Source organism: Roseateles sp. UC29_93 (genome assembly GCF_042695725.1).
Lineage (GTDB): Bacteria > Pseudomonadota > Gammaproteobacteria > Burkholderiales > Burkholderiaceae_C > Roseateles > Roseateles noduli_A.
Genome location: NZ_CP170545.1, coordinates 5,632,912 through 5,644,872, shown reverse-complemented (window position 1 = coordinate 5,644,872; position 11,961 = coordinate 5,632,912). Strand labels below are relative to the sequence as shown.

Annotated in this window: 9 protein-coding genes and 3 pseudogenes; 4 read left to right on the top strand and 8 right to left on the bottom strand. The window is 68.6% G+C overall.

Annotation, left to right across the window (positions count from 1 at the left end; translation table 11 throughout):
* Positions 1–4 precede the first annotated feature (4 nt).
* Complete coding sequence (locus tag ACFJIX_RS26220; RefSeq protein ID WP_377155539.1) at positions 5–538, bottom strand: peptidylprolyl isomerase; 534 nt, start codon at positions 536–538, stop codon at positions 5–7.
* Between the two features lie 107 nt (positions 539–645).
* Between ACFJIX_RS26220 and ACFJIX_RS26215 the strand changes: the two are divergent.
* The 3 genes and pseudogenes from ACFJIX_RS26215 (at position 646) to ACFJIX_RS26205 (ending at position 2,702) form a co-directional block, all read left to right on the top strand.
* A pseudogene (locus ACFJIX_RS26215) lies at positions 646–1,775 on the top strand (cupin domain-containing protein).
* A 44-nt stretch (positions 1,776–1,819) separates the two neighbouring features.
* The gene (locus tag ACFJIX_RS26210) at positions 1,820–2,344 is read left to right on the top strand and encodes a hypothetical protein (protein ID WP_377155538.1); all 525 of its coding nucleotides are present in this window, start codon (positions 1,820–1,822) and stop codon (positions 2,342–2,344) included.
* A 157-nt stretch (positions 2,345–2,501) separates the two neighbouring features.
* Positions 2,502–2,702 carry a hypothetical protein gene (locus tag ACFJIX_RS26205; RefSeq protein ID WP_082938518.1) on the top strand — a complete coding sequence of 67 codons (201 nt, stop codon included), beginning with the start codon at positions 2,502–2,504 and terminating at the stop codon, positions 2,700–2,702.
* Between the two features lie 304 nt (positions 2,703–3,006).
* On the opposite strand, the gene bamC is transcribed toward ACFJIX_RS26205, so the two are convergent.
* The 7 genes and pseudogenes from bamC to ACFJIX_RS26170 form a co-directional block, all read right to left on the bottom strand.
* Positions 3,007–4,167: an outer membrane protein assembly factor BamC gene (bamC, locus tag ACFJIX_RS26200; protein ID WP_377155537.1), complete on the bottom strand. Its 1,161-nt coding sequence runs from the start codon at positions 4,165–4,167 to the stop codon at positions 3,007–3,009.
* An 83-nt stretch (positions 4,168–4,250) separates the two neighbouring features.
* A pseudogene (gene dapA / locus ACFJIX_RS26195) lies at positions 4,251–5,131 on the bottom strand (4-hydroxy-tetrahydrodipicolinate synthase).
* 62 nt (positions 5,132–5,193) lie between these two features.
* Positions 5,194–5,865 carry a class I SAM-dependent methyltransferase gene (locus tag ACFJIX_RS26190; RefSeq protein ID WP_377155536.1) on the bottom strand — a complete coding sequence of 224 codons (672 nt, stop codon included), beginning with the start codon at positions 5,863–5,865 and terminating at the stop codon, positions 5,194–5,196.
* On the bottom strand, positions 5,862–6,665 hold the full coding sequence (locus ACFJIX_RS26185) for an SDR family oxidoreductase (RefSeq protein WP_377155535.1): 804 nt from the start codon (positions 6,663–6,665) through the stop codon (positions 5,862–5,864). The genes ACFJIX_RS26190 and ACFJIX_RS26185 overlap by 4 nt, the downstream gene beginning before the upstream one ends.
* A 93-nt stretch (positions 6,666–6,758) precedes the next feature.
* A complete protein-coding gene (locus ACFJIX_RS26180; protein ID WP_377155534.1) occupies positions 6,759–6,896 on the bottom strand; it encodes a hypothetical protein in 138 nt (45 codons plus the stop codon).
* Between the two features lie 22 nt (positions 6,897–6,918).
* Complete coding sequence (locus ACFJIX_RS26175; protein ID WP_377155533.1) at positions 6,919–8,151, bottom strand: MFS transporter; 1,233 nt, start codon at positions 8,149–8,151, stop codon at positions 6,919–6,921.
* Between the two features lie 101 nt (positions 8,152–8,252).
* Entirely contained in the window at positions 8,253–9,734 is a 1,482-nt protein-coding gene (locus ACFJIX_RS26170; protein ID WP_377155532.1) for an amidohydrolase family protein, read from the bottom strand.
* A 214-nt stretch (positions 9,735–9,948) separates the two neighbouring features.
* Here ACFJIX_RS26170 and ACFJIX_RS26165 point away from each other — a divergent pair.
* Positions 9,949–11,950, top strand: a pseudogene (locus ACFJIX_RS26165) (DNA topoisomerase IV subunit B).
* Positions 11,951–11,961 lie beyond the last annotated feature (11 nt).

The window sequence follows — 11,961 nt, the reverse complement described above, 5'->3', positions numbered from 1 at the left end:
GCAGTCAGTGGATCGGTTCGTCCGGCCCCGGCCCGGCGGTGAGGCCGGTGGCGACGGTGAAACCCGAATCGCCCAGCGAACCGGCTTCCAGCTCTTCCTCCGTGGCCTCGCGCACATCGTGCACCGTCACGTGGATGCGCAGGCCGACACCGGCCAGCGGGTGGTTGCCGTCCAATACGATGTGCTCCGGATAGACCTCGGTCACGGTGTAGATGCGGTCGGCGGGCATGTCGGGCGTCGACGCGCCTTCGGGCAGTCCTTCGAACTGCATGCCGACATCGATGTTCTCGGGGAACACCTCGCGCGGCTCGAAGCACACCAGGGCGCTGTCGTAGTCGCCGAACGCGTCCTCGGGCTCGAGCGCCACGCTGACCTCGTCGCCGGCAAGCTTGTCGGCGAGCGCTTCCTCGACCTTCGTGAACAGGTCTTGACCGCCGTAAAAGAACTCCATCGGCGGGTCCAGCACCTCGACGGATTGGCCTTGGGCGTCCTCGAGTCTCCAAGTCAGGGAGACGACGCAGGGGGCAGTGATTTGCATCGCGCAATTCTCTCAGACAATGCGCGCCCATGACCTCCAAGTCCAAGTCCCCCCAGACATCCCCGATCCCGTCCAAGCGAGCCCCGGCCGCTTCCGGCGCCTCCGGCATCGACATCGACGCGAAGCTGCCGCTGCTCGGCGGCCTGAGCCCCGCGCAGTTCATGAAGCGCCATTGGCAGAAGCAGCCGCTGCTCGTGCGCCAGGCCTTGCCCGGCGTGGTGCCGCCGATCGATCGCGCCAGCCTGGCCCGGCTGGCGGCCAGCGACGAGGTGGAATCCCGACTCGTGTCGCAGCAGGACGGCGATCGCTGGACGATGCGCCAGGGCCCGATCGCCAAGTTGCCCGCCTGGAGCAAGCCGCAATGGACACTGCTGGTGCAGGGGCTGGATCTGCACGTCGAGCCGGCTGCGGCGTTGCTGAGCCGCTTCCGGTTCGTTCCCGAGGCCCGGCTCGACGACCTGATGCTGTCGTATGCCAGCGAGGGCGGCGGCGTCGGTCCGCATTTCGATTCCTACGACGTCTTCCTGATCCAGGTCAGCGGCCGTCGCCACTGGCGCATCGGCCGATTGGGCGTGTCGACCACCGGCGAGCTGCGCGAGGACGTCCCGCTGAAGGTGCTGGCGGACTTCGAGCCGGAGCAGGACTTCGTGCTCGAGCCCGGCGACATGCTGTACCTGCCGCCGGGATGGGCGCACGACGGCGTGGCCGTCGGCGGCGACTGCATGACCGCCTCGGTGGGTTTCCGTTCGCCCTGGCGCAGCGAGTTGGCCAATGAACTGCTGGTCCGCCTGACCGACGACGAGGAAGCGCCGCGCGGCGACCGGATGTATGTCGACCCCCGTCAGCCGGCGACCGGCGAGCCGGGACGCATTCCCGAGGCGCTGACGGCCTTTGCGCGCGAAGCGGTGCTGAGAGCGGCCTCGCAGCCGCTGGCGCTGGAGCGCGCGCTGGGCGAGGCGCTGACCGAGCCCAAGCCCCGCGTCCTCTTCGAACCCGGCGCCGCCTTGCCGCCGGGGCAGGGGGGCGCGGCTGAGCGCCCGCACCCCGCATGATGTACGACGCGGCCCATGTCTTCATCAATGGACAATCCTTCCGGGCCGGCGGACGCGATGCGACGCTGATGCGCCGGATGGCGGACAGCCGAGCGCTGTCTCCTGCCGAGGTCGCGAAACTGAGCGACGGTGCACGCGATTTGCTGGATCAGTGGACCGAGGACGGGTGGGTGAACCCCGCCTGACCGCTCCCGCCGCCATCCCACGCCAACGTCACGAGGAGTTCGACATGTCGCCGGAACCCACGATGCCAGAAGCTTTGACGCCCGGACTCGTCGAAACCGCCGCGGAGGTCCGGCAAATGCTGCAGCAAGCGCTGCAGCGGGCTGCGGAGCAGGGCGGTCGCGAGCTGTGCTGGCTGGACCCGGACTTCGCCCACTGGCCGCTGTCCGATCCCGCGCTGCTGGATGCCCTGCATCGATGGGCGCTGCCCCACCGCAAATTGCGCCTGCTGGCAGCCCATGACTACGAGACGCTGCGGCGCGTCCATCCTCGTTTCGTCCAGTGGCGCCAGGCGCATGACCATGTGGTGCAGGCGCGCGCCTTCGATCCCGCCGACCTCGCGGAGCGCAGCACCCCCGCTCCCATGGGCCTGCTGCTGGCACCCGGATTGCTGACGATGAAGCTGTGGACGCCGGCGCGGGCCTCTCTTTCGGTACAAGACGCCCGCGAAGAAGCCATGGCCCGCGAGTGGTTTGACGCTATTGAGCAACGGTCTGCCGACTCGTTCGCCAGCAGCACCCTAGGCTTGTAAGGAGATTACAAACTGGTGGCTATAATTGCTGGCTAGGCGGGGGAAGCGCTCGAGGTTTCTCACGTCTTGGTCTGCTGAAGTTCGTACTTGTCATCTGGTACGACTTCATTAATTACCGGTAATTGATTGTTCGTCTAAAAGTTACTTGAGGACAAGTATGAAAAAGTCGATCCTGTTGGCCTCCCTGCTGGCCGTTGTTGCCCTGACCGCTTGCGGCAAGAAGGAAGAAGTCGTTGCTCCCGTGGCCACCCCGGCTCCGGAAGCTTCGGCTCCCGCTGTTGAGGCCTCGGCCCCGGCTGTGGAAGCTTCGGCTGCCGCTTCCGACGCTGCTGCGCCCGCTTCGGCCGCCAGCAACTAAGACGATCTCTCGTCCTGAGAAAGCCGCAAGGGTTCGCCCTTGCGGCTTTTCTTTGCCTGTTCTTTGCCTGTTCTTTGCCTGTCCTTTGCCTGTCCCAGGCCCATCGCCTTTGCCTCTTCCCCGCTTCGGGAATCCGCGCGCTGAGCGCCCCGCGCTGGTATTAGAGTGGAGTTTACCTAGCCTCGCCCAACCGAATGTGGCCGGTCGCTCCCGACGAATGGCTCGCCAATGAAAACGCCACCGGAAGGTGGCGTTTTTGTTTTGCGCAAACTGATGGCGTACGGTGGTCCGCCATCCAGGGAGATCAGCGCACGTCTTCCATCAGCAGTTGCAGGATGCGCTTGGCCATTTCGTTGGTCTGCTGCTGACCCTTGTCGTCCAGGATCATGACGGTCGAGGTCGTGCCCTCGGTCTTGACCGACACGCGATAACGCACCGCGGTGGACGCGCTGGTCGCGCCGAACAGACGCTGGAAGAAGTTGGGCTCTTCCTTGCCGGCCTGGTTCGGATCGGCGTAGCGCAGGAAGAACAGGCCCTGCTTGCGGTCCCGGTCCTCGATGGTGAAGCCGTGGCGGTCCAGCGACTGGCCGACCCGGCGCCAGGCGCGGTCGAAGTCCTCGTTGATCTTGAGCTGATCCGGCACGTCCGCCAGCGAGCGCGGCGCGTTGCCGCGCGGCGCTTCGGCGAAGGAGGGCGCCGGCTGCTGCGCGTTGGCGACGAGCGTCTTGGCGTCCTCTTCCTTGCCGCCGAGCTTGAGCATCAGGCGCGAGGTCATCTCGGCTTCCAGCTCCGGATCGGAGGGGCGCGGCTGCCAGCCGGTGTCGTCGCGTTGCGAGTTCGTGTAGACCTCGACCAGCCCGCGGTGCGTGACGTAGATGTCGGTGCCGCCCTGCTCGTTGCGCTCCAGGCGGGTGCGGTACTTGTCGCGTTCGCCGGTGGAGTACAGCGAATCCAGCAGCGAGCCCAGCGTCTTGCGGATGAAGTCCTGCGGCAGCTTGGCCTTGTTCTCGGCCCAGTTGGTTTCCATCAGGCCGACGTTCTGGTCCTCGGACTCGATCGTGAAGCCGCGGTCCTGCCAGAAGCCCTTGACCTGCGGCCAGAGCTGCTCCGGCGGCAGCGTGCTGTGCAGCCAGCGGGCGTTGCCCAGGCGGTGGAATTCGATCGTCCCGGCCTTGTCCAGCGCGACGGGCGCTCCGGCGGTGGCGACGGCCTGGCGCTGGGCGTTCGGCTGTGCGGCCAGTTGCGCGGCGCTGATCGGGCCGGTGGGACGGTTTTCCTTGGGCAGCTGCGTCAGGTCCGGCGGCACGTCCAGGCCGGTGGTCTGCTTGGCCTGGGTGCGGTAGTCGACCTTGTCGCTGCTGGTGATGCTCTCGAACGTGCTGCACGCCGTCAGCGAGGCCAGCGCCATCAGGCAGGCCACGCGCACCGGAGTGGGCGCGCCGGATTCAGAAAGGGAACGAGTCACGCTGGAGATCTCCGAGGTAGGTCGCTGCGGCCCGCGGCCGCTGAAGGAAAAGGGTGCGGCCGGCGCGCGCCGGCCGGGGGTGATTAGAGCAGGCCGGCTTCGCGCATGGCGCCTTCGACCAGATCCTGGCCGGCGGCGGTCAGCGGCGTCAGCGGCAGGCGCAGGTTGTTGGGGCAGCGGCCCAGCTTGTTCAGGGCCCACTTGCTCGGGGCGGGACTGGGTTCGCAGAACAGCTGCTTGTGCAGCGGCAGCAGCTGGAAGTGCAGCGCGGTGGCCTCGCGCACGCGACCTTCGATCGCGGCCATGCACATCTCGTGCATCGCCTTGGGCGCGATGTTGGCGGTGACGCTGACGGAGCCGCGGCCGCCCATGAGCATCATCGCGATGGCGGTCGCGTCGTCGCCCGAGTAGATGCTGAAACCTTGCGGGGCGTGCTTGATCAGCCAGGCGGCGCGCTCGACGTTGCCGGTCGCGTCCTTGATGCCGAACACGCCGGGCAGCGAGGCGCAACGCAGCGTGGTCTCCACCGACATGTCCGCCACCGTGCGGCCGGGCACGTTGTACAGCATCATTGGAATGTCGACCGCCTCGGCGATCGCCTTGAAGTGCTGGTAGATGCCTTCCTGCGAGGGCTTGTTGTAGTAGGGGACGACCGACAGCGTGGCGTCGGCGCCGACCTGCTTGGCGAAGCGGCTCAGCTCGATGGCCTCGGCCGTGGCGTTGGCGCCCGTGCCGGCGAGGACCGGCTTGCGGCCCTTGACGTGCTCGACCGCGACGCGGATGACTTCGCGGTTCTCTTCCATCGTGACCGTCGGGACTCGCCGGTCGTGCCGACGACGCCGATGACGTCCGTGCCCTGGTCGATGTGCCAGTCGATCAGGCTGCGCAGCCCATCGAAGTCGATGCGGCCATCTTCATGCATCGGCGTGACCAGCGCGACGATGCTGCCAACAATTGCGTTCATTGAGGATTCCTCTGGATCGGCGGATTCTACTGAAGCGCCGGGGCGCTTCCGGGCCTGCGCGCTCAGCGCAGCCGGTATCTCGGGTAGACCCCAGGCGGCACATCGCTGTCGCCGCCCCTGCCGCCGCCGCCGTCAAGGCCGGCTGCGGTCGCGGCACCGGCGGCGGGCCGGTTCTCCCGAACGGCAGCAACGCGCTGGACATACCGGCCGTTGACGGCGCCGCCCCCGGTGACGGGGGGCTCCGCCTCGATGAAACCGTCCTCGTAGGCGATCACGCGCAGGCCGTCGACGGCGGCCAGCAACTCGCCGGGCCGCAGCAGGAAGTCCGGTCGCGCGGGCCGGCCGACCGTCTGTTGTCCATCGGTAAAGGTCTCGTAAATCAGCCAGCCGCCGGGCGCGACGGCCTCGATGACGCGCGGCAGCAGCGGGCGCCACAGATAGTTGGTGACGAGCACGACGTCGAAGACGCGGTCGGTCAGCGGCCAGGGTCCCTGCTCGATGTCGGCCTCGATCAGCTCGACGCGGTCGGAGAGCCCGGCGAGCGTCGCCAGCGCCGCGGCGTCGCGGTCGACGCCGGTGACGGCCACGCCTTCGCCCGTCAGCAGGCGCAGATGGCGGCCGGAGCCGCAGGCCAGGTCCAGCGCCGTGACACCGTCGCGGTCGCGCCAGGCCTGCGCCCAGCGCAGCACCCAGTCGCTCGGGAACGGGGGGCTGGGGAAAGAGGAGAAGCTCATGCGGGGCGTTGTTCCTTCTTGAGGGCCTTCATCGCCATGCGATCGACCATCGCAGGCGCCAGCAGCTTGAGCCAGCGGCCCAGCTTGCCCTTGGCGGTCATGACGATGTCGCGCTCGCGGGCCAGCGTGCCGTCGAGGATCAGTCTGGCGCACTCCTGGACCGGCATCGCGCCGCGTTCGTCGAGGCTGCTCAGCCCCGAGGCGTGCCCCTGCGCGTTGAAGCCCCGATAGCGGATCTGCGTGTCGACGACGCCCGGATAGGCGATGGTCACGCTGACGCCGCTGGCCGCGACCTCGGTGCGCAGCGCCTCGAAGAAGCCGGTCATCGCGAACTTGCTGGCGCTGTAGGCGGTGCGACCCGGGATGCCCAGCAGGCCGGCCAGGCTCGAGACCGCCACGATGCGGCCCTTGCTGGCCTTGAGCGCCGGCAGCGCGGCCTGGGTGCACCAGGCCGAGCCCCACAGGTTGATCTGCATCAGCCGCTGGTACCAGGCGAGGTCCTTGACCTGGTCGAAGAGCGCATGCGCCGACATGCCGGCGTTGTTGACCAGCACGTCGATCGCGCCGAAGGCGCCCAGCGTCGTGCGCACGAGTTCCTGGCAGTCTTCCTGCGACTCGACGTCGCAACGCTGCACGCGGGTGTGGGCGCCGAGCGACTCGCACTCCGCCGCCACCTTCTCGAGCTTGTCGACGCTGCGCGCCGCCAGCACCAGCGAGAGCTTGGCGCCCTCGCGCCGCGCCCATTGACGCGCCAGTTCGGCGCCGATGCCGTCGGAGGCGCCGGTGATGATCACGACCATGTTGTCTCCGTTGTCGTTGCGCTCGTGGCGCTGGTTGTACTCGTCGTCAGATCGTCAGAGAGAAAGCCCGGTTCGGGAACCGGATCAGGTAGATCAGAAACAGGCCCAGATCGCATCGCCCAGCTGCTGCATCAGCGAGGGCTGCGCGTAGGCCAGGAAGACCGCCGCCAGTACGCCGCACGCGCCCAGCCACGCCACGATCCGCCAGAGTCCGCGTCGCCTGCCTGTCATCGTGTCGCTCCGTCGCACACCGTCAGGCGGCCGCCGCGGCGTGCCGCGTGATCGCGGTCTCGCGCACCGGCAGGTTGGCCAGCATCGCCATCACGCCCAGCGCGATGGCCAGGTACCAGACGACGTCGTAGGACCCCGTCGCGTCGTAGAGCTTGCCGCCCAGCCACACGCCCAGGAAGCTGCCGATCTGGTGGCTGAAGAACACGAAGCCGCCCAGCATCGACATGTGCTGCACGCCGAAGATCTGCGCCACGATCGCGTTGGTGGGCGGCACGGTGGACAGCCAGAGCACGCCCATCACCGCGGCGAAGACGTAGACGCTGGCGGGCGTCAGCGGCACGGACAGGAAGACGATGATCGCGATCGAGCGCAGCAGGTAGATGCCCGACAGCAGGTAGCGTTTGGGCAGCTTCTGGCCCAGCGTGCCGGCAGCGTAGGTGCCGAAGACGTTGAACAGGCCGATCAGCGCCAGCGCGTTGGTGGCGACCTGGGGCGTGAGGCCGTGGTCCTTCAGGTAGCTCGGCATGTGCACGCCGATGAACACGACCTGGAAGCCGCAGACGAAGTAGCCCAGCATCAGCAGCTGGAAGCTGCGGTAGCCGAAGGCCTCGCGCAGCGCCTGGCCGATGCTCTGGTGGTGCGCGCCGTGGACGGCGTCGCGCGCCGGCTCGCGCAGGCCGAAGGCCAGCGGGATGATCAGGCAGGCGGCGATCGCCAGCACGAACAGCGCGTTCTGCCAGCCGGTGTAGCCGATCAGCCAGTTCTCGACCGGCACCATCAGGAACTGCCCGAAGGAGCCCGCCGCCGCCGCCACGCCCATGGCCCAGGAGCGCTTCTCCGCGGAGACGTTGCGGCTGATGACGCCGTAGATGACCGCGTAGGTGGTGCCCGACTGGGCCAGCCCGATCAGCACCCCGGCGCTGCCCAGGAAACCGGCGGTCGACGACGACACGGCCATCAGCGCCAGCCCCGCCGCGTAGAGCAGGGCGCCGGCGATCAGCACGCGCAGCGCGCCGAAGCGGTCGGCCAGCATGCCGGCGAAGGGGCCGGCGGCGCCCCAGGCGATGTTCTGCACGGCCAGCGCGAGGGAGAAGGCCTCGCGGGTCCAGCCGCGGTCCATCGTGACCGGCGTCAGCCACAGGCCGAAGCCGTGGCGGATGCCCATCGACAGCGTGACGATCGCGGCGCCGCAGATCAGCACCTGCCGCATCGACAGGGTGCGGGAGGAGGAAGGGGGGATCGGCATCGCGCTCATCCGGTCAATGTAATGGCTTCATGCGCGTTCCGCTGACGCCTGGATGACGCGGGGCGGCCGCGCTCCCTCCGAAGGGCGATCGATCGGCGCGCCCGCGGCGTTCAGGCGCGTGGGGTCGAGGCGTCGCGGGCGCTCGTCTTCGTGCCCTTGGTGGACTTGCCCGCGGGCTTGGCCTTCGAGTTGGACGATTTCTTCGTGGACTTCGCGCCGGACTTCTTGCCGGAGGACTTCTTCTGCGCGCCGGCGGCGGAGTTCAGCGCGTTGTTCTCTTCGCCCGCCGTCGCGGCGACGTCCTCCAGCTGCGTCAGCACGCGGCCCTGCTTGATGCGCAGCAGCGGTTTGTCCAGCGCGTCGAGGTCCTCGAGCGGGTTGCCGATCAGCACCAGGAAGCTGGCTTCGCAGCCGGGCCGGAAGCAGCCGAGCTTGCGGTGCGGGAACAGGGCCTTCGGCGTGTCCACCGTGGCCAGTCGCAACAGCGCCGGCTTGTCCAGCACGCCCAGTTGCTCGAGGTGGTGGAGCTCGCTCAGCGCGTTGCCGGTGAAAAGGTCCGAACCCACGAGCAACTGGGCACCGGCCGTCCTGAGCCGCTCCAGGTTCTGCTTCTGCACGGCCTCGATGCGCGCGAGCAGCTCCGGCGCCGGCTGGAACAGCCGCGTCGCCACGGTCGCGGTGATGATGCCGATCTTCTTCTCCGCGGCCAGGGCGGCGACGTCGGGCGCAATCAGATGGGTTTCGGGATCCTCGCCATGCTGCGGAAAGTAGCCCGGCAACTCGGCGATGAAATCGGCGCCGGCGCGCACGACGGCGGCGAAATCGGCAGCGCTCTCGATGTGGACCACGACGCGCCGCTGCTCCGCATGCGCGCGGCGGACCACCTCCGCCACGACCTCGGGCGTCACGCCCAGGCGGCCGCGTTGCTCGGGCACCTGGCGCAGCTCGGGGCGGTCGTGGTAGCTCATGATGACCTTGACCAGGTCGCTGTGGCGGCCGGCGATCAGCGGCCACTTCTGGCCGACCTGCTCGGGCGTGTCCATGACCAGCACCGCCTTGTCGACGATCTGGTCCAGCGCCATCGGCGGCGTGCCCGACTGCAGCATCGCCAGCGGCTGGCCGTCCGACGAGGTGATGCAGGCGGTGGCGAACAGCACGTCCGGCGCTTCCGGCTGCGAGATGCGGGCGCGGATCGGCTCGATCGCGGCCGGGTCGGCGCACAGCATCGCCGCGTAGAACACGCCGTCGCGCAAGTAATCCTGACCGAACTTGTCCAGGCCCCAGGCGCTCTGCAGGTTGTGGTTGTGCGCGTCGGCGAGCGGCGCCACCAGCGTCTGGCCGCGCAGCTCCAGCAGGCGGTTGACCTTGCGGGGCCGCTTCTCGACGAAACGGCCGTCCTCGACGTAGAGCGTGCCGCTCTGCAGCTTCTCGCCGTCGAACCAGCGGGCGTGGCGCAGCTCCATCGCCATCTCCGGGCTGGCCTTGTAGTTGTCGGCCCGGGCCGGTCCCGCCCCGAGGAGGGCGGCCAACACCAGGGCGAGGGGGGCCAGGGGCGCCAGCAGCGGGCGCGAGGAACGGGGCAGGAGCGACATCGGACCAGTCGGGCGGGGGCGTGCGGACAAGCGGCGGATGCTACGTCAGCGCTCCCATGCCGTCGGGGCTCCAGCGGTAACGGGACGTGCGGGAGCGCGTGTGGCGTGCGGCATGCGCGCGAAGGCCGTCTCGTGGGGGTGGAAACCCCCATGGGAACGACCCGTGCCCGCAGGCGTCCGGAAGCGTCGCCGACGCTGCATAGAATCCCGCCCCATGGCAACCAAAGCAGTCACTTCCACCGGCAGCGCTCCTGGCAGCTACGGCGAAGGCTCGATCCGCGTCCTCAAGGGACTCGAGCCCGTCAAGCAGCGCCCGGGCATGTACACCCGCACCGACAACCCCCTGCACATCATCCAGGAGGTGATCGACAACGCGGCCGACGAGGCGCTGGCCGGTCACGGCAAGCGCATCGCCGTCATCCAGCACACCGACGGCTCGATCACCATCGAGGACGACGGCCGCGGCATTCCCTACGGCCTGCACCCCGAGGAAGGCGTGCCGGTCGTGGAGATCGTCTTCACACGACTGCACGCCGGCGGCAAGTTCGACAAGGGCTCGGGCGGCGCCTACAGCTTCTCCGGCGGCCTGCACGGCGTGGGCGTCTCGGTGACCAACGCGCTGGCCAAGCGGCTGCAGGTGACGGTCTATCGCGAGGGTCAGGTCGCGACGCTGGCCTTCTCCGGCGGCGACGTCATCGAGCCGGTCGCCACGCGCAAGGCCGAGCTCAAGACCGGCGACCGCAAGCAGGGCACGACGGTGCGCGTCTGGCCCGACGGCAAGTACTTCGAGAGCGCCGACCTGCCCAAGGGCGAGCTGGTGCACCTGCTGCGCTCCAAGGCCGTGCTGATGCCCGGCGTCACGGTGACGCTGACGCAGGAGAAGACCGGCGAGACGCAGACCTGGACCTACAAGGGCGGCCTGCGCGACTACCTGATGCAGGCGCTGCCGGCGGATCCGCTGATCCCGCTGTTCGAGGGCGAGCAGTTCGCGACGGCCTCCGAGAGCGAGAACTTCGCCGAGGGCGAGGGCGCGAGCTGGTGCGTGGCCTTCACCGAGGAGGGTCAGGTCATGCGCGAGAGCTATGTGAACCTGATCCCGACGGTGGCCGGCGGCACGCACGAGTCCGGGCTGAAGGACGGCCTGTTCGGCGCGATCAAGGGCTTCATCGAGATGCACGCCCTCGCACCGAAGGGCGTGAAGCTGATGGCGGAAGACGTGTTCTCGCGCGCCAGCTTCGTGCTGTCGGCCAAGGTGCTGGATCCGCAGTTCCAGGGCCAGACCAAGGAACGGCTGAACTCGCGCGACGCACTGCGCCTCGTGTCGGCCTTCGTGAAGCCGGCGCTGGAGCTGTGGCTCAACCAGCACGTCGAGCACGGCAAGAAGCTGGCCGAGCTCGTCATCAAGCAGGCGCAGACGCGCCAGCGCGCGGCGCAGAAGGTCGAGAAGCGCAAGAGCTCCGGCGTGGCCGTGCTGCCCGGCAAGCTGACCGACTGCGAGAGCACCGACCTGCTGCACAACGAGCTGTTCCTGGTCGAGGGCGACTCCGCCGGCGGTTCCGCCAAGCTGGGCCGCGACAAGGAGACGCAGGCCATCCTGCCGCTGCGCGGCAAGGTGCTCAACGCCTGGGAGGTCGAGCGCGACCGGCTGTTCGCCAACAACGAGATCCACGACATCTCGGTGGCCATCGGCGTCGATCCGCACGGCAAGAACGACGAGCCGGACCTGTCCGGCCTGCGCTACGGGAAGATCTGCATCCTCTCGGACGCGGACGTCGACGGCGCCCACATCCAGGTGCTGCTGCTGACGCTGTTCTTCCGCCACTTCCCCAAGCTGATCGCCACCGGCCACGTCTACGTGGCGCAGGCCGCCGCTGTTCCGCGTGGATGCGCCGGCGCGCGGCAAGAAGCCCGCGGCCAAGCTCTACGCGCTGGACGAGGGCGAGCAGACCGCGATCCTCGACAAGCTGCGCAAGGAAGGCGCGCGCGAAGGCAGCTGGAGCATCAGCCGCTTCAAGGGCCTGGGCGAGATGAACGCCGAGCAGCTCTGGGACACGACGCTGAACCCCGAGACGCGCCGCCTGCTGCAGGTGCAGTACGGCGAGCTGGACTTCGGCGACACCGAAGGCGCCATCAACAAGCTGATGGGCAAGGGTGAAGCGGCCGCGCGGCGTGAGCTGATGGAGCTGCACGGCGACTCCATCGAAGTCGACGTCTGATTCCCGGACCG